This window comes from Synechococcus sp. PCC 7335, from assembly GCF_000155595.1.
Classification (GTDB): domain Bacteria; phylum Cyanobacteriota; class Cyanobacteriia; order Phormidesmidales; family Phormidesmidaceae; genus Phormidesmis.
The window spans coordinates 2,024,668-2,043,154 of record NZ_DS989904.1 but is presented as its reverse complement, the minus strand read 5'-3'; the positions used below and the strand labels follow the sequence as shown (position 1 = coordinate 2,043,154).

15 protein-coding genes are annotated in these 18,487 nt (G+C 49.4%); 8 read left to right on the top strand and 7 right to left on the bottom strand.

Translation table 11 applies throughout. The features are described 5' to 3' along the window. Together S7335_RS08940 and S7335_RS08935 are read left to right on the top strand one after the other, a co-directional pair. Window positions 1-383, top strand: a 383-nt coding sequence (locus S7335_RS08940; protein WP_083785059.1) for a monooxygenase family protein, incomplete at its 5' end; no start/stop codon positions are given. A gap of 37 nt (window positions 384-420) precedes the next feature. Beyond that, window positions 421-828 carry a 2TM domain-containing protein gene (locus S7335_RS08935; RefSeq protein WP_006454204.1) on the top strand — a complete coding sequence of 136 codons (408 nt, stop codon included), beginning with the start codon at window positions 421-423 and terminating at the stop codon, window positions 826-828. 86 nt (window positions 829-914) lie between these two features. Here S7335_RS08935 and S7335_RS08930 read toward each other — a convergent pair whose 3' ends face one another. Together S7335_RS08930 and S7335_RS08925 are read right to left on the bottom strand one after the other, a co-directional pair. Then, the gene (locus tag S7335_RS08930; protein ID WP_006456284.1) at window positions 915-1,340 is read right to left on the bottom strand and encodes a DUF6220 domain-containing protein; all 426 of its coding nucleotides are present in this window, start codon (window positions 1,338-1,340) and stop codon (window positions 915-917) included. Next, window positions 1,337-2,014, bottom strand: a complete 678-nt coding sequence (locus S7335_RS08925) for a DJ-1/PfpI family protein (RefSeq protein WP_038015950.1) — start codon at window positions 2,012-2,014, stop codon at window positions 1,337-1,339. The genes S7335_RS08930 and S7335_RS08925 overlap by 4 nt, the downstream gene beginning before the upstream one ends. Before the next feature lie 140 nt (window positions 2,015-2,154). On the opposite strand from S7335_RS08925, the gene S7335_RS08920 reads away from it, so the two are divergent. From S7335_RS08920 to S7335_RS08910, 3 genes are all read left to right on the top strand, one after another. Continuing rightward, a complete protein-coding gene (locus S7335_RS08920) occupies window positions 2,155-2,877 on the top strand; it encodes a LuxR C-terminal-related transcriptional regulator (protein WP_227499974.1) in 723 nt (240 codons plus the stop codon). A gap of 347 nt (window positions 2,878-3,224) precedes the next feature. Then, the gene (gene ggt / locus S7335_RS08915; protein ID WP_006455240.1) at window positions 3,225-4,814 is read left to right on the top strand and encodes a gamma-glutamyltransferase; all 1,590 of its coding nucleotides are present in this window, start codon (window positions 3,225-3,227) and stop codon (window positions 4,812-4,814) included. A gap of 82 nt (window positions 4,815-4,896) precedes the next feature. Next, window positions 4,897-5,184 carry a hypothetical protein gene (locus S7335_RS08910; protein ID WP_006455927.1) on the top strand — a complete coding sequence of 96 codons (288 nt, stop codon included), beginning with the start codon at window positions 4,897-4,899 and terminating at the stop codon, window positions 5,182-5,184. Between the two features lie 139 nt (window positions 5,185-5,323). Here S7335_RS08910 and S7335_RS08905 read toward each other — a convergent pair whose 3' ends face one another. From S7335_RS08905 to gltB, 5 genes are all read right to left on the bottom strand, one after another. Further along, window positions 5,324-6,193 carry a DUF1361 domain-containing protein gene (locus S7335_RS08905; protein ID WP_006455229.1) on the bottom strand — a complete coding sequence of 290 codons (870 nt, stop codon included), beginning with the start codon at window positions 6,191-6,193 and terminating at the stop codon, window positions 5,324-5,326. An 876-nt stretch (window positions 6,194-7,069) separates the two neighbouring features. After that, entirely contained in the window at window positions 7,070-7,837 is a 768-nt protein-coding gene (locus S7335_RS08900; RefSeq protein WP_006457274.1) for an HpsJ family protein, read from the bottom strand. Between the two features lie 21 nt (window positions 7,838-7,858). Further along, complete coding sequence (gene crtA / locus S7335_RS08895) at window positions 7,859-8,689, bottom strand: cyanoexosortase A (RefSeq protein WP_038015948.1); 831 nt, start codon at window positions 8,687-8,689, stop codon at window positions 7,859-7,861. 109 nt (window positions 8,690-8,798) lie between these two features. Then, complete coding sequence (locus S7335_RS08890; RefSeq protein WP_006456825.1) at window positions 8,799-9,464, bottom strand: PEP-CTERM sorting domain-containing protein; 666 nt, start codon at window positions 9,462-9,464, stop codon at window positions 8,799-8,801. Between the two features lie 269 nt (window positions 9,465-9,733). Then, entirely contained in the window at window positions 9,734-14,398 is a 4,665-nt protein-coding gene (gene gltB / locus S7335_RS08885; RefSeq protein WP_006455509.1) for a glutamate synthase large subunit, read from the bottom strand. Between the two features lie 565 nt (window positions 14,399-14,963). Here gltB and S7335_RS08880 point away from each other — a divergent pair. From S7335_RS08880 to S7335_RS08870, 3 genes are all read left to right on the top strand, one after another. Further along, on the top strand, window positions 14,964-17,027 hold the full coding sequence (locus S7335_RS08880) for a phosphodiester glycosidase family protein (protein WP_006456641.1): 2,064 nt from the start codon (window positions 14,964-14,966) through the stop codon (window positions 17,025-17,027). A 411-nt stretch (window positions 17,028-17,438) separates the two neighbouring features. Beyond that, window positions 17,439-17,852: a phosphomannose isomerase type II C-terminal cupin domain gene (locus S7335_RS08875; protein WP_006457174.1), complete on the top strand. Its 414-nt coding sequence runs from the start codon at window positions 17,439-17,441 to the stop codon at window positions 17,850-17,852. 237 nt (window positions 17,853-18,089) lie between these two features. Then, on the top strand, window positions 18,090-18,428 hold the full coding sequence (locus S7335_RS08870; RefSeq protein WP_038015945.1) for an iron-sulfur cluster assembly accessory protein: 339 nt from the start codon (window positions 18,090-18,092) through the stop codon (window positions 18,426-18,428). Window positions 18,429-18,487: the final 59 nt, after the last annotated feature.

Below are 18,487 nucleotides of genomic sequence, written 5' to 3'. Positions count from 1 at the left end.
GGCTTTCTGTTGCAACTGCGATGGGGCCAATGATGACAACCCTCTCCAACCACCCAGAAAAAGGAATGCTAGGCTCACACATGTTCTTTCGAATGTGGCCGTTAGAAACCTGTATGGTTTCCTACTGGCGTTCGTTCGAAGATTTGACGCGCTTTGCCCGCAATGATAGCGATCCACACTGGCAGTCTTGGCAGCAATTCAGGAAGGAAGTGGGTGATGACGGCAGCGTCGGCATTTGGCACGAAACCTACAAAATAGATCCTGCCGATTGTGAATGCATCTACGGCAATATGCCTGCTTATGGACTTGCCGCCGCAACAGAGCATATTCCAATTTCCGAAAAGACTCGCAGCGCCGCGCAGCGGATAGCAACTTCTACCTAACGTATCCAAACAATAGTACGCCTTGGAGGACAGTGATATGAGTACTAAAAACGAGCTGAGAACATTCTCCTCAGAAGATGTACAGCAGATCCTAACAATTGCAATGAGACGAGATATGTCTTCAGAAGCACAGTTAAATGAGATGGCTAAAGAGCTATCTATCGATGAAGCAACGCTGAATTATGCCGTCGAATCTTGGACCGTGCAAAAAGCGCAGCAGCAGAAAAAGCAGCAGCGCCGTCAGCGATTCTATCGGTTCGAGCTATTGCCGTATTTGTCTACCAACACCTTCCTACTGATCTTGAACGTTTGGATAGCAGGAGCTGTTACCTGGGCTATCTACCCGTTGCTAGGCTGGGGGCTGGCTCTGGCAATAAGGATGACGGGTACGACAATGTGCGGCGGCTGCAGAAACAAAGAGGACAAGCGTAGTACTAGAGTATAAAGCTCGCAGGCAATAACACTTACAGTGTATTCATGTCGTTGCTAGCTATCTACGGCTTAACTATTCAATGACATCAGCCTTCGAGGTCATGAGGATTTGCTGCGCGCAACTGAATGGACAAGACTTGAAGATAGATAAAACAGCGAGAAGCCGACTAAAGGATGAAGCACTTCTAGATGGAAAGGTGTTCTGAGGTGAATGCTACAGAACTGTAGCCCAAGTAAGACAACTAAGCCCATTGAAAGCGAGCGAATTTTGCTAGGAAGTGGAACAAACCACGTTCCTGCCCAGAGCAGCAGAGGCAGTCCGCTGTATCCACGTACTAGCCAGACATGAACATTCCACCAAACCGGATTGTTAAAGTAGGCAACACCAACTGTCATCACCTGAGCTACTAGGCATAGATTAAAGGCAATTGTCATTCCATAGAAAACGTGCTGCTTCCACCCAGTGGGGTCATCACCTGAGTGAAGTAACATCGTTGTGGAATCAATTTCTGTGGTGGTTTTCATATCTCAACTCCCTTCGCTTTCACTTGATCAAAGCTACCTGATACAAAAGAAATCGCCTTCTCGACTACCGCAGGACCCGCTTTCTCAGGAGAACCTGCATCAAAAGGAGGGGCTGGATCGTACTCCATGAGGAGCTGCGCAATCTTTGCAGTATCCTCATCGTAGAGCGCCGCGGCGACAGTAAGGCCAAAGTCGATGCCTGCAGTTACACCACCGCCAGTCATACGGTTGCGGTCTACCACAACTCGCTCTGTGCCAACGGCAACGCCTAGGCTGGCTAATTTCTCTCGTGCCGCCCAGTGAGTTGCCGCGCGATAGCCGTTTAGTAATCCTGCTCTCGCTAGAAATTCGGACCCACCGCACACCGAGGTCACAAACTTAGCGTCTTTGCCCTGCCTCGATAGAAAGTCTAGTATCTCTGCATCATCTACGACTGCGTTTTGGCCCAAGCCACCGCCGATGCAGATAACGTCTAGAGGCGGGCTTTCTGCGAAGGTCGTATCGGGTGTGATGACCATACCGTCATCTGTAGTAATTGGGTTTAGTGTCTTCCAAAGGCGATGAATCTGAACGCCGGGAAGCGAGCTGAACACGGTCTGTGGCCCGATAACGTCGAGGGCGGTCATGCCAGGGTAGAAAACAAGACCGATCGCGTAGCTGGGCATTTCTGGCATGTGCATATATTGCTCCTTGCTGATAATCGTGTTTAGGAACGGTGTAATAGGACTTTTGTCCTGTCCCTATACTAGAAAGAGCAGTTGGCTGGGCAAAGACCTCGATCGAGTACTCTTTGACCAGAGCAAAGGCCAGCGCAATGGCCAGCAGAACAGCTAGAGTAATGGGTAGAGCAATGACCTCCTTGCAGCTTCTATTTGAAGCAATTCAACAGGTTAATGATAGGGCCGAGATGCGATCGCACCTCACACCTGCACTAATGGAGTACTTTGAAGCTAGTCGCGCTGGTATCTTTTTCTTTGACCAGTGGAAGCAGGCCAGTCCTAAACTGCGCAGGGTGCTAGATGTAGCTCTTTCTGTTGATCGCAATCCGCTGGCTGGATACATGACAGAACACCACACGCCAGTCCACGAGGAAATGGTGACTACACCAAAAGCCTGGAAGATTATTTGTCCTCGTCCGGATCATTGGCACGTCATGGTAGGCCCCCTTATTCAAGCAGGACAGATAGTCGGCTCAGTAGGCTGCACTCGCAACAAGACTATGCCTGCCTTCAACGCTCAAGATGTCACGGATCTAAGCGCTATCTGTTTGCATCTATCGGAGCGTACGGCCGTATTACGCTACACGCTACCCCTAAACTCCAAGACCTCCATCCTAGTGAGCGATCAGCTGACGCCGCGTGAGCTAGAGATTGCTAACCTAGTGGCTTTGGGTAGAACTAATGCGGAGATCGGTAGTGAGCTATGGATTACGGAGAATTCTGTTAAGCAGGCGCTAAAGCGAATGTATCGCAAGCTTAAGGTACGATCTCGAACGCAGATGGTGACACAGATCTCTAGAGCACAAAGGAACTCGTAGGAGAATGTTTACGAACCCATCTCTTCTCTACGTCTTAGAACTAGAGCTTCCGTGACATATTACTCCGTGACATATTAGTTAGTGAAGGGTGTCACGCAACGGGGCTAGTTTAGCTGTTCTAGCAGCGTAGGAATCAGCTCGCTCTTCGTCAAAAACAAATGAGAAAATCTCGATTAGCAAAAGCCTACAAAGTTATCACGCTTTAGTAGAAACGGTTCTAGGTCGTGACGTTGTTCTTTCCAGAAGCCACCTTTCTCTATAATTCTCTGACTTTTGAATCTGAGCAAAAGCTATAGTGAGAGCTAAGCGCAAATTGCTGTAGTTTGAAGCTTTAGTCACTATTTCTGATGCGAGATTTTCAACTACCTGGGCGCTCTCCTGCCTATGCTCAAAAGGGGATGGCCGCAACTTCTCATTCACTGGCGACACTAACGGCAGTTGATATGCTGCGATCTGGTGGGAATGCGGTGGATGCAGCGATCACAGCTTCAGCCGTCTTATGTATTGTCGAGCCTCAAGCCACAGGCATCGGTGGCGACTGCTTTGTGCTCTACGCCCCAGCTGATTCTAATCAAGTGATCGCACTCAATGGCTCGGGCAAAGCACCTGCTGCGGCTGAGTTGAGCTGGTTTCTAAATCAGGGGATGAAACAGATATCTCTACAGAGCCCGCATTCGGTGACGGTGCCAGGCGCGGTAGATGCCTGGTGCAAGCTACACAGTGACTATGGCCGCATAGACTTTCCTCAACTGCTTGCGCCTGCGATTAGGCTAGCGACAGAAGGATACACGGTTCATCCTAGAGTGGCCTATGACTGGGCCCATCTGAAGAAAAAGCTACGGGCAACAGATAATGCAGCGCGAATGCTGTTGGTAAACGGAGAAGCCCCTAAAGCAGGCGATCACCATCAGCAGCCAGAACTTGGTCACACTTTGCAGCTAATTGCTGACAATGGGCGAGAGGCCTTCTACACAGGAGAAGTGGCCGAAGATATCGTCGCCTATCTGCAATCGCTAGGCGGACTCCACACCTTAGAAGATTTTGCCGCAGCCCAGGCTGAATACGTCACGCCGATCTCCACGCAGTACAGGGGATACGACGTATTCGAGTGTCCGCCGAATGGCCAGGGACTGACCGCGCTGATTATGTTGAATATTCTCTCGGACTGTTCTTTGACAGACTACGCACCGATGAGCGCTGAGCGACTGCATTTGGAATGCGAGGCAGCAAAACTGGCTTATGGGGTGCGCGATCGCTACGTAGCCGATCCAGCTCAAGCCGATATTCCTCTAGAGTGGCTCCTATCTAAAGAGTATGCCGCTGAGCTACGAGCCAAGATCAGTATAGATAGCGTCATGCCGCCGTTAGAAGAGTCAGATTTTCCAACGCATCCCGACACAGTTTATCTGTGCGTTGTAGATGAGGACGGGAACGCGGTGAGCTTTATCAACTCTGTTTTTCACGGGTTTGGCAGTGGGCTGGTGAGTCCAAAGACAGGAGTGGTGTTGCAGAACCGAGGGGCAGGGTTTGTACTAGAAGAAGGTCACCGAAATGCGATCGCGCCCTACAAACGCCCGCTGCACACCATTATCCCTGGCATGCTCAAAAAAGCAGGTCGCACTATCATGCCCTTTGGCGTCATGGGCGGAGCGTATCAACCCACTGGTCATGCCCACTTCCTGACCAACCTGTTGGACTATCGCATGGATATACAGTCAGCACTAGACTTCCCGCGAGTCTTCCACGATGGCAAAACGTGTGAAATTGAACGTGGCATTCCAACTATAGTCACAGACAAACTTACCCAGCTTGGACACAAAGTTGTTCCCACCGTTCTACCTCACGGCGGCGGACAAGCCATCTGGATCGACGAATCGGGTGGTCTAGTCGGCGGATCTGACCCACGCAAAGACGGCTGTGCGCTGGGCTATGAGTAATTCAGGCTGCCTTTGCCTAGGCGAGTACTGCACTTCGCAGTATCAACTATGATTCAAGAAACAACGATACAAATTGTCTGCAATGGAATTTCTGCTTGCTTCCGCACTACTTATCGTAACGCCCGTTAATATCTCTCAAGAAGATTCGCCGCCATCACTTCCACCCGTTCAGGTACCGATAGACGTTCTAGAGCAAGGAACTGATACTGATCAAATGCCTGTGACTTGCGCGCCTGGGCAGTTTCCGTCTGCTTTTGCTGATGTCTTTCCTACGGATTGGGCGTACCAGGCCGTGATTCGGCTGTCTAGTTGGCCTGTCGAATGCTTTGACTTTCCTACTGAGCGCCTTGAGCCTGAAACAGTCGGCTAGTATTACAGACTGCTGAAGCAGTCGGATATTATCAGTGCAGAAAATCATGATTAGTCAGCCTAGACTAGGCTAATACGATTCAGCCTAGTCCCAGTATCTTCGTTGCTAGGCAACTACTGGAAACCTATTTTTACGATCATCAAAGATCGAGCACGTCGATGCCTTGCTTGCGGTAGTAGATACGCAGCTTAATACCTAGCGTTATCTGTTTCATAATCCAGTAGAGCACCGTCAGAATCACAAAAGTAACAAATACCACAGCCGCCGGGCGCCTGGTTGTCAGCGTGTTGAGTGTGATCATCAGTACGCTGGTTGGGTCGGTAGCAATATCCCAGCTATTGAGACGTACAAACCGACCTAGATAGATACCAATAGCGCTTAGTGCATGGATTAAAAGCTCAGAAGGCAGGATGAACCGCTCATTTCCTCTTTTCTTGAGATAGTAGGCTTGGTTGAGAATAGAAAGGACATAAGCCTCGAAGCCTAAGAGAATAGCTACCGTATGCAGAGGAATAAAAACTAAAGCAATCAGCCAGACCTGAATACCGCTACCCCTAGTGCCCTTGATCAGGTGAATGATATCGGTTAGTACGTAGGGTGCATTGGGTAAAAACGCAATAAAGCCAACTAGCCCAAGCCACCACAAAAAAGTCCGAGCGCTCCTAGGTCGATTGAATAGGAAATAGCTCATGCCTATAGAAATAAGCAATAGCGCAATCCACCAAACTACCTTGAGCTGCGCTGAGGTCTCACCAGCCATCAGCGCACTCATCAGCCGCATCTGGGCCCTTACTATTCTAGGTAGCCGAGGTTGAACGCCAACAATACCGACCAAGCTAATTAGGACAACCGAGCCCCAAAGCTTAGCCCTTGATAGCGCTTCTCGCCGAAACAGCACGAAGCTAAGAAACAAGGGAACGAGTGCTAAGAACAAATTCCATAGAATCCAGCCGCTGTAGACGCTTGAAAAGGCAGCGGAGATATCTGTGAAGAGCGATCGCAAAGACATAGAGGAAAAGCATGACTTGTCAGCACCAATCTAACCTGACAAAACTGAACTGCTGCTGAGAAGAGCCAATCCAACATACCTTCTATGGCTTTTCCTGACTTGTACGCCTGCAGTCAGTAGTTCCAAGTATGAACTCGAAGTGATAGGACTATCAAAGCAAAGGAGAGCTTGGAGCAAAAGACATAAAGCTATCACGCCCCAAGCTCTCTGGACAAAGGCTTCTAGTATATCCATTCTCTCAACTAAAAAAAACAACATGTGCTCTCTGGTTTTGTCAGAGTACCGTCGACGCAAGGCCTAAATGCAAAAGCGTTACCCAAAGATGTGAACAAGACTTTCAGTTCAAGTGACTTTCACTCGGTTAAAGCGTTAATCAATTAGCTGGGTTACAAGTTTGCTAGCTAAGAGCTTGGTAAAGCATGGGGTAAGTGTCATGTTCTTCTTGGGCGTAGCCTTTCCTGTAAGTATGCATCCGAGAAACGCTACACTGCTCTTCAATGCCTCACGAGGAAAAGAAGACTGGTAAGAAGCTGTGCCCTATGTCAGCGATGGTATCACTGCAAACTGCTAGCCCTACAGTCAGATTCATCAATGAGTATTACGAAAGCTAACAAGACCTGGCGTCGAAGTCAGAAGCTACGAGATGGCTGAAAGTCTTTTCAGTTCCCACGTTGGAGCAAGGCTTTGAAACGCTCTTCTCACTAATGAACCTGCTTCAAAATGCTACTTTTCAGTTTTCTTCTGCCTAAATTCATTGAAGAGTAATATATCTAGGACAACCATTATCCTGACACGAGTGTCCTAAAGTCGGTGAGTTTATCCCAAATCTGCTGAGGAAATAGCTTAGACTTTGATGCAATAGCCTGATTTCCAGCCCTAACGGAACTGCTTCTTAGACTTGACAGGCTGAGGCCGCATACTTTCCCTACACCGCCCAGTCAAAACCCAAAGATATATAAACAGAATACCGGAAATAACAGCACCCACCGACCATTTCAAAGCATCCGAAAGTAAATCTCGATGTCGCTGGGCCTTGGCTGATTCAAACTGGCTCTTCGCCTGCTGCCTATCCAATGCAAGTTCGCTCAAAACAGTCTCTTTGACCTCGTTTGGCGTTCTGCCCTCAGTCGGCTGACCTTGACTTGCCAAAAAACTGGCGAGTTCGCTAGGCTCAGCCTCATTGAGCCGCTGCTCTATGACAGCAGCTTGTTCCTGTTGCTGAGCGTACTGAGCAGTGGCCTGCTCTACATTGGCGATATTAATTCGATTGGCATTGCTCACCGCAATAGGAATGAGTAATATGAACCCAATTCCCGTGATCAAGGTAGTCCAAGAAAGTACCTTCAGAAAACGTCGTTCGAGGGCTGAGCGCAACATATTTTCTTCATAAAAGATCATTGCTAGCCCGATTAGAGGAACAGCTGACCTTTCGACCAGTTCTCCAAAGCGCTGAAACTCCCAAACGGGGTTTTTGAAGTCAAAAGGGAAGATCATAGCCACCAGGTCTAGCAAAAATAGCAGCAGTAAGCCATACCCAACCAGTCGAATGATTTTAATAGTGGCCGTATGTGGCGCGCTAAGAGATGAATAGCCTATCTGATTATCGCTAGGTGTTACGTGAGAGAATGTTCTAGGATGGCTCATAAGATTAGTTGGCTAGTTATTTCAGTTGGGCTCGCCTTCAGCAGATGGGTATTGAATCAACAACCACACAACACCCATCAGCAGCACGATGCTAGCAATGGAAAAGAGCTGAGAAGTGCTGCCTCCATGCAATGAGTCGAAGGCGGCTGGGCGATTGGTCGCCTTTAGAATTGCTAACAAAGCCACCCTTATGCTGTTTGATAAAAAGGCAATAACGATGCTAATAACAGGCAGCATTACAACCTGACCCAAAGTCCAGCGTCGAGGTAAGCACAGCAGCGCTAACACGGCCATACCTAGTAACCGCGTCATCGCCCGTAGCCCAGAGCATGCCTGGTTTACTTCGACACTTCCACCCGGAAGATGCAGCCAAACGCCATCTAGAACAACATCATACCCTGTATACCAAAGGATGATGTCGGCAAAGCGAGCCGTTAGCGGCGCAGGATTAATCAAAGCAAACATCAAAATCTCAGGAACCCCCAAGACAAATAGAAGCGTCAAAGGTTTCCAATACTTACCAGAACCAGACAGGCCTGCAAGCGTTATCACCGAGCCTATCCCTACCAAGAAGGGGTACAGATAAAGAAAGTCTCCTTTCACTAGTACTCCACTTACTAGAGTGGTCAATAGTATTCCCACACCCAGATACACCCACCCACTTGACGGAGCTCGAGGCGGATCTACTTCCTTACATAGCACGAATGCGGCGGGCCAAAAGATCAGGCTGTTAAACAGTAGATTGGTATCATCAGCTGCCCATGCTAGGCTGACGTGAACAAACGCTAGGCTAGCAGCGATAGACAATATCAAGAACTGACGGCTTTTTGTGAGGGAGATGAATGCTCGCATAGAAATATTATTCCCCTAATTATTCCCCGGAAACATGGTGATATAAGAAAAGCCGTTCAATACACTTACTGAGCGGCTTCCTAGGGTTTGTGGCAGCTTCGACAGTGCATTAGCTATTAGCAGAACTATCAGAGGGTGATAGCTTCTTCCGCATGCCTAGTACTGCACTACCGCCTATTACTGTTGCAAGGATTGTTAGAGGTTCAGGAACCGCAGTACCGTCTGCATAGTTGTAAACCTCAACGCCTCTTAGACGAAAGTTATCGTTGTAGTCCGTTGCTCCAAAATCGAAGCTAATACCGTCGTTGTCCGCGAATGAAACCAGTCCATTTAGTGGCAAGTTGCTGTTAAATAGGGTAGTTCCGTCTACTCGAATAACGGCTTCATCTCGCCTATCTACTAATGTGAAGAAGGCCGAAGAAAGCTGAACGGACCTAGAAAATGCAAGATTCAAGACATCCCGACCGAATGCCCCATCAATCTTACCACCGTCGAAAAGGCCAAAATCTACGCCTAGCCCTTTTTGGGTCTGCGAAACGTAGGCATCTATAGTCCCAAATATGCCAGCATCTGTACTTGCTGTCGCGGTCACAGAGACGTTTCCCTTAGTGAAAACGTAGGACGGTTGATTGCCCCCATTACCTGAGAAATCAAACTTAAAAGAATTGATAGTCGCAGCTTCGGAAGAACTCGCTGCTATTACTGAAAGTGTGACAGCACCAACAGCGGCGGTGGCGGCACGATACAATAATGAACCTAATGAACCAAAAGCCATCTATATATTGCTCCGTGTAACTAATGACTGAGTTTTGAGATATGCACCTTTATCGATCGTTCAGAAGCCCAAGCGGCTCATATGGAACCCATCTTGTTATCTATGTAACCAATACTAAGGCAGATCACACGGTTTCTTTCTAAAGACACGTAGCTTCTTCCTAAAGAATCGGTGAAGGGAACTGTATAATAAAAGGCTATGTGAGCATCCTCGAACTGTTGGTTCCTCGGTCTATAACCTCCGGCTAAACTTAGCTGTATTTTACGGGCTTAACTGACTGTGGTGGTTATCTTTTCTTGTTGCACACCCGCTTCTACGCTATCGGCCTCAGACGGTGGCACCACCTGCCAGAATTTCGATAGATAGGTCTGCCAATTGGCCAAAATCCGCTGAGCTTTCTCACTGTTAGTTCGCTCTGCATGTGCTTCGATTAGCGACTTGAGCTGCTGCTCACCTGCTTTGCTTTGCACTCGCTGAACCTGAACAATCTCGGGATTCACTCGCGTTTGAAAATCACCGGATTCGTCCAGGAAGTAGCCAAGTCCCCCAGTCATTCCCGCACCGACATTGCGTCCAACACCACCCAGCACCACGACCACACCACCAGTCATATATTCGCAGCAGTGATCGCCTGCACCTTCTAATACGGCCACGCCTTTAGAGTTACGAACAGCAAATCGCTCGCCGGCAATTCCGTTAACGTAGAGCGTTCCACCACTAGCACCATATATACAGGTGTTACCGACGATGACGTTCTCTTCTGCCTTATAGGTAGCTTTCTCAAACGGTTTAATGACGATCTCGCCGCCGTTCATGCCTTTACCGACATAGTCGTTAGCCTCGCCAGTAAGGGTCATGGTCATACCTGTAATATTAAAGGCACCAAAGCTTTGACCAACACTACCGTTGAAGTTGAGATTAAGCTTGCCTTTGAATCCAGTGTTGCCATATTGTTTGGCGATCGCACCTGACACTCTTGCGCCTACCGCTCGGTCAGTATTGACCACATCCCAAGCTTTGGTGATTGAAGTATGATTTGCGATTGCATTCGCCACTGCCGCATCCGCTAAGATCTCATCATCGAGCACGTTACCGTTACTATTTACACCACCGTGATCAAGCCAGCCGCGATCGCTCTTCACATCCGGCAGTTTTACTATTGCAGAGAGATCTAGCGCCTTAGTCTTTGCGAGGAAAACATCGTCACGAGGCACAAGTAAATCAGCGCGTCCGATAATCTCGTTAAGCGAGCGGTAGCCTAGCTTAGCCAATAAAGATCGCACTTCTTCAGCAATGAAGTAGAAAAAGTTCACTACTTTGCCTGGAGTTCCAGAAAAGCGCTTTCTCAACGCCTCTTGTTGAGTCGCCACACCGACTGGGCACTGATTGGTATGACAAACGCGAGCCATAATGCAGCCTTCGGCAATCATCGCAATTGAGCCAAAGCCGTATTCTTCTGCGCCCATCAGCGCCCCCATAATCACATCCCAGCCTGTTTTTAGGCCACCGTCTACACGGAGTAAGACGCGATCGCGCAAACCATTTTCCATCAGAGACCGATGCACCTCAGTCAGTCCTAGCTCCCACGGCATCCCCGCGTGCTTAATCGAACTGAGCGGCGACGCTCCTGTGCCACCATCATGGCCAGAAATCTGAATCACATCGGCATTTGCTTTAGCCACACCCGCCGCAATCGTGCCGATACCCACTTCTGCCACCAGCTTCACCGAGACGCCCGCTTTGGGATTGATCTGATGCAAATCAAAAATTAGCTGAGCGAGATCCTCAATCGAATAGATATCGTGATGCGGCGGCGGAGAAATCAGGGTTACACCTGGCTTTGACTTCCGCAGTGAGGCGATATATTCGCTCACCTTCTTGCCCGGTAGCTGCCCGCCTTCACCCGGCTTAGCGCCCTGAGCCATCTTGATTTCGATCTGCTTAGCGCTCATCAGGTACTCAGGCGTGACGCCAAAGCGCCCCGAGGCAACCTGCTTGATGGCAGAAGAAGCCGTATCGCCGTTTTCTAAACCCTTGAGATGAGGCAGCGTGTCAGAAAATCCTTCGCCGTCCACGTCATCTAATATCTTGAATCGAACTGCGTCTTCGCCGCCTTCGCCTGAGTTAGACTTGCCACCGATTCTATTCATAGCGATGCCCAACGTCTCGTGAGCTTCGCGGGATAAAGAGCCTAGTGACATGCCGCCTGTGCAGAACCGCTGCATAATTGATTCAACGGGTTCGACTTCGCTAAGGTCAATCGAGTCGCGATCGCCCGTAAAGTCCAACAGGTCGCGCAGCGCCGCAATCGGTCTACCTTTTAGCTGTTCGCGGTAGATCTCGTAGTGGTCGTACTGCTTCGTCTCCACCGCCTTGTGCAGCAGCTTCGTCATCGCCGGGTTGTTCATGTGATATTCACCCGATGGCCGCGACTGAATGAAGCCCATATTCTCCAGACGTTTGCGCGTCAGCTCAGGAAATGCCTTCTCATGGAACGACATCGTCTCTTGCGCTAGCTCTTCAATTCTCAATCCGCCCAAGCGAGATACACTGCCTCTAAAAGCCAACTCTTTTAGATCTGCACCAATGCCGACGGCCTCAAAGATTTGAGCGCCGCGATAGCTACTCAGCAACGAGATTCCCATCTTCGAGAGAATCTTCAGCAGGCCGTTATCGACCGCTTTTCGATAATTGGCCTGCGCGCCGTTAAGCGTAGAAACCGGCAGCTTGCCGCTCTCCATCTGCTTTTGCGTCTTCTTATCCGCCCACCAGTGACGAACGCTTTCCAAGGTTAGATAAGGACAAATTGCCGTTGCGCCGTAGCCCAGCAGACAGGCGAAATGGTGGGTACTCCAGCACTGTGCGGTGTCCACAATAAGGGAGGTTCTCATCCGCAGGCCGCTAGCAATCAGCGAATGATGCACTGCGCCGACGGCAACCAAAGGCGGAATGTAGGTCTGTTCTGGAGAAAGGGTGGTTTCGTTTTGATCGTTTTGGCTGTCGATGCGATCGCTCAAGATCAACACCTGACTACCCGACTTCACCGCCTCAGCCGCCCGGTCACACAGCACTTTCACAGCCGCTTCTAGTCCAGTAGGGCCACCCTCAATCCGGTAAAGCGTTGAAAGCGAACTCACCTCAAAGCCTGATTCTTTGATTATGGTCAGTTCAGTATCATTGATGACCGGTGACTCCAGCTTCAGAATATTGGCCAGCTCAGGATGCTCCTCTAGCAGATTACCTTGAGCGCCCAACTGCGTCGTCAAAGACATCACCAGCCGCTCGCGTAGCGGGTCAATCGGTGGATTGGTTACTTGAGCAAACCGCTGTTTGAAATAGTCATAGAGCAAATGGGGCTTATCGGAGAGCACCGCTAACGGCGTATCGTTTCCCATACAGAACGTAGGCTCTTTGGCCTGAGCCGCCATATCCTGAATGATCATATCCACATCTTCAGCAGTAAAGCCAAAGGCAGTCTGCTGCGTCAGCAAAGTCTGCGGATCCAACCGCATCTCTTCACTAAATAGCTGAGGAGACACTTCTTGGCGTCGCTCTGCTAACCACTGACCATAAGGTTGAGCCTTAGCAATTCGCTGCTTGATCTCCCAGTTGTGCAGAATCTCGTGACCATCTTCAAAGTTCACAGCCAGCATCTGACCGGGGCCCAGCCTGCCTTTCTCGACAATGTCTTCCACAGGCAGATCGACGACGCCCGCTTCAGATGAAACGACGACATAGCCGTTTTTAGTCACAACATATCTAGCAGGTCTTAGGCCGTTCCTGTCTAGCGTTGCGCCTATCTGCTTACCGTCGCAAAAAACAATCAGCGCTGGGCCATCCCAAGGCTCTTGAATGCTGCTGTAGTACTCGTAGTAGTCAACAATCTCTGGATAGTCGGCCAGCTCAGGCTGGTTCTGATAGGCTTCTGGAACCAGGATAGTCAGCGCTTGAGCCGGCTCCCGGCCCGATCTCACCAACAGCTCCATGGCGTTATCTAGGTTTGCAGAATCACTGTTTTCCGCATTTACCACTGGCTTTAGCAGCGCTAGCTCTTCTCCCCAGATCGGATGAGAAAGCTCTGCCTGCCTAGCGGTCATCCAGTTGATATTGCCAATCAGCGTGTTGATTTCGCCATTGTGACCCAGCAGCCTCATCGGGTGGGCCAGTGGCCACTTGGGTAAGGTGTTAGTGCTAAATCTTCTGTGGTAAACCGCGAAAGCACTTTCGTAGCTTGGGTCTTGTAGGTCTTTGTAGAATTGGCCTAGTACTTCAGAGCGCACCATGCCCTTGTAAACAATGGTGCGCGTAGAGATAGAGCAGACATAGGTTTCTAACAGCGATTGGGCATCAGCCTCGTTCTTTTCTTTAGCAAGCTGAACAATGGCCTTTTCAAAACGGCGGCGGACAAGGAACAGCGATCGCTCTAAGTCATCCCATTCCTGATCGTTAGAGGTCACTACCGCCTGGGCGATCTTCGGCTGAAATTCTTTCGCCAAAGGGCCTAGCTTCTCTGGCTCAACAGGGACTTCTCGCCAGCCGACAAAGGCTAAGCCGGTTGCTTCGACGGCTTCTTGAAATTGTGATCGCGCTACCTCTTCTTCTGCTGTCTGCTGCGGCAAAAACACCATTGCTACCCCAGTTTTTCCAGGCACCAGGGACTCTGTAGCATTTCCTTTGGCCCAACCTTGCAACAACTGCCAAGGAATTGCTGTCATTACGCCAGCACCGTCACCAGAATACTTATCCGCACAGCAACCACCTCTGTGCTCCATACAAGTTAGTGCAGCGAGCGTATCTTCAATCAGCTGATGACTAGCTCTTCCCTGCTGATCGGCAATGAACCCAACCCCGCAGGCATCTCGCTCTTCCACAAGCCAGCTTGGGCCCAAAGGTTCTAATACATCGGTCTGAAAAGTGGTTGGATTAACGATCACGCGCGTACTACCTGCTGATGAAATGAAGAACTGACGGAATGAAGAAGAGTGATAAAAACTAGACAGGAAACGAATAAACCAATGTAGGTATGACGTACGGAGCAGTCACGCGGCTTAGCCAAGTTCTATCTAGCTTTCAAAGCAAAAACTTCCAGGCCAGTTTTGTAATGCTTAAAAGGCCTCATACCGAATTATATAGAAGCATTAAGCGATAGTGAAGTTCACAGGTAACTCTTTTGTCTCCAAAACCTTTGTGCTCTATATAGCAGGAATAACCGCCTGAGCCATCTTGATATCTGTGGAATAATCCCAAGCATCATTGCGCTTCTTGTGTACTTCTACCTTCACAGGGTTTCAATCAGGTGCGAGCTAGACAGTCCGAACACTGGCAAACTAAGCATGTTGTCTAGATCGTCCTCTCGCTAGACTTTTCTGTGTAGGGACACTTATCAGCAGCTTACCAAGATCTTTAGGAGCAGCAGAAGTTCAGTTAAGGTTCAAGTAACTTTCTGAAAAGTTCCTTTTGTTCAGTCTCGGTTTTAGGTAACCCTAAAGAACAGCTTAGATGCTAATGCTTAAACCGCGGTTAGCTCTAGTTACTGAATTTCCGAGCACACCACTAACAGATCGCCTGCGATCGCCCATTGAGCTGATGCACCCAAAGCCATCTAAATTCAACGCTATCTACCGATTTTCGGCCCGGTTTCCGCCCAGCCACAGGCTGCGGTGCTCCGCGAAGCGGGTAGTTTCATTTGGCTTTCTAACGGCAATGGGCTGGGCCGTTGTTACTTCCTTTGGCACTGAGTTTCCTCTCTCTGTGTCTTCTCTATCCGGTCTTTTTGAAGCTAAAACCGTTGGACCACAAGCTACAGAATCGGGTAGGCAGCTATCTCATCTCACTCCTTTTAAGTCTTTTCAACTGTCATCGTTTAGTCCAACTGCCCAAGCCAACATTACTAGAGGACGCTCAGGTAGAAGGCTATCCGGAAACCGGATTAGATTGAATGGCCATACGCTAACCGGTTTTTGGCAGCAAAAAGACGGGCGTATCGGAATTTCTAGCCAGACGATGGCTAGTCTGCTTGGGGTAGAGCTGATGAGTACAACGGTGGCATCACAACAGCCGATCCGCTGGTTTCCCATCGCCCAAGATAGCGTCATCAATCTACCCGCCTGGTGGGACACCACCGATCGCTATCTGGACATCACTAACTTGGCCGTCGCAGGGGGTTGGACCCAGCAAATAGCAGGCAATACCCTACAGCTATCTATGCCGCAGAGCCAAACCACGGGCATCCGGCAAGGGAAACAGCCCTGGGGCGATCGCATCGTTGTCGATCTCTCCGGTCCTGCCAGCTGGCGTGTGGATGCTTCTAGCGGCTATACCATCACTGTTGCGGGCAATCTCTCACAAGATTTGGTCAAATCTTTCAAAGCAAGCCCTGGCAACCTAGTTACCCAACTAGATTTGGCTCCGCTCAACGGCCAAACTGTTCTGAAAATCAAAACTAAGGACGGTGCGTCTCCTCAAATTTGGACGACTGGCAACCCAGCTAGGGTCGTGATTGATATTCGTCGTGATTCTTTAATCGAGCGTGATGTTGCTTGGGCACCAGGGCTTCGCTGGCGGCAGCAATACATCAACGTAAACCAGCACCGCTTTCCGGTGTACATGTTTATCGTTCGACCCAATCCCGACGCGCTCACGCTTAGACCTATTCATGCGGCTTCTAATACAGCTATCGGGATTGAACCGATTGTGACAACTGCAAAACGCGCTCAGGCAATTGGCGCAGTCAATGCTGGCTTTTTTAACCGCAATAATCAGTTGCCTCTAGGGGCAGTCCGCAGCGCTGGGCAGTGGATATCAGGGCCAATCTTAGGCAGAGGTGCAATGGCCTGGAATGATAGCGGCGAGCTAGTGATAGATCGATTTGCGCTGTCTGAATCTGTGACAACAGGTGTGGGTGAAGCTTTCCCTATCCTGGCGGTTAACAGCGGCTATGTAAAAGCGGGTATTGGCCGGTATACCGAAGGCTGGGGCTCAACCTACACGCCGATTGTGGATAACGAAATCATTGTCACCGTTCAGAATCACGAAGTGATTGCTCAAAAGAGCATGGGCAAGGCAGGTTCGAGCAGCGTACCTATTCCTAGAGACGGCGGCTATCTGTTAGCCCTGAGAAGCTATCGGAGCGCTGGGCAAAGCTTTCAGCCGGGTACACCTGTTTTGCTTAGTAGCCAAAGTCAGCCTGCAGTTTTTGAGCAGTATCCCAACATGATCGGCGGTGGGCCCTTATTAGTGCGCGATCGCAATATTGTTCTTAATCCACAGCTTGAAGGGTTTAGCACCAACTTCATACAAGGGGCGGCGCCACGCACAGCCGTCGGTAAAACCTCAGATGGAACTTGGATCATCGCCACTATGCATGATCGAGTAGGTGGAAGAGGTCCTACCCTTACTGAAACCGCTTATATCATGAAGCAGCTCGGCGCAGTCGATGCTCTAAATCTAGACGGCGGTAGTTCTTCTAGCCTATATCTAGGCGGGCAACTCCTTAATCGGCATCCGCGCACCGCGGCAAGAGTCAACAACGGTATTGGGTTATTTCTCTTAGGAGAAAACTAAGCCAAGGAAGGGAGCGGCCAAGAAATGAGCTTTGAGACTAGCTAGATTGGTAGGCTACGGCACGGTTAGTCAAATCAACATTAGTTAACCTCAGCCAAGAAGCGAACTTCAATATCAGTTAATAAGGATAAAGACTTGATAGAGAAGGGGCAATTGTGCCGCCTATCACTTTACGAACCAGGGGAGAGCATTGTTAGAATCAGCGCAAAGCTATGAAACTTTGCGGGATGGCTTCCATGTGCTTTCTAGACCTTTTGTTCGCAGCTTGCATGTAAAAGGTCTGGAGTATTTCGGAGCTCGTCCAGTTAATCTCCAATAGACACCCTGTTCGCAGGACACAGGTCAAGCTCGCAGTTCATAGATGCCTATTCGCAGACGTTCCATTCATACAGATATTAGGAGACCGACAAGATGGTGCAGGTTCAAGAGATTCCACAGATAGACAACTCTTCTAAAGCAAATAGTTTTGAAGGCGTCGCCGCCACCGAGCTACGGCCATGGGGCTCCTTTACTGTGCTAGAAGAAGCGACCGGATACAAAATCAAGCGCATTGAAGTTAAGCCTGGTCACCGCCTAAGCTTACAAATGCACCACCACCGCAGCGAGCATTGGATCGTTGTCTCTGGGACTGCCAAAGTCACTTGCGGCGACAAAGAGACCATGCTCTCAACTAATCAATCTACTTATGTACCGGCTTGCACTACCCACAGACTTGAAAACTCAGGGGTTATCCCTTTGATCTTAATTGAAGTTCAAAACGGTGAGTATTTAGGAGAAGATGACATCACTCGCTATGAAGACGACTATGCTCGTCAGAGCAAATGAAGGTAGTCGTAGAAGATGAACGAAGAACAGCCCTCTACCTCTAACGGATGAGCGAAAGGCTTTCAAAGCTTGTCTTCTAAAACCTAGTAGCACCTAACACTAGGCAACAAAAAAGTAGGGAACCTGTAGGTTCCCTACTTTTTTTGTTCATCAGTTTCTTTGAGTTCTAGCTAGCATCAGTCAGACATAGGGCCGTACAATGATCCTAACGACTCCAGCACCTAAGACCAAAGCTACATGATTCAGCTCACGGCGGCCGCCTGCCAAGAAATAGACCGATTGCGTCGAAGACAGAATCAGCCTGATGCAATTTGCAGATTGGACTTGCAGCCCAGCAGCTGTGCCAAGTGGGCCTATGCATTGAGTTTGGAATCAGCAATAGGTGCACAAGATAATGTCTATAATTTCTCAGGGATACAGTTAGTGGTAGAACGCAGTCTTTTGAGCCATATTCAGGGGCTAGTCATCGACTTCGCCGAAGATCTAATTGGCGGCGCATTCCGCTTCGACAATCCTTGTGCTACCGAGAGCTGTCGCTGTGGCGCTGCGTTTGCGATTCGGCAACGTTCCAGCTAGGCGCTATACAACGCTATACAAACTAACTATCAAATATCGACATAAAATCAGCTAGAATA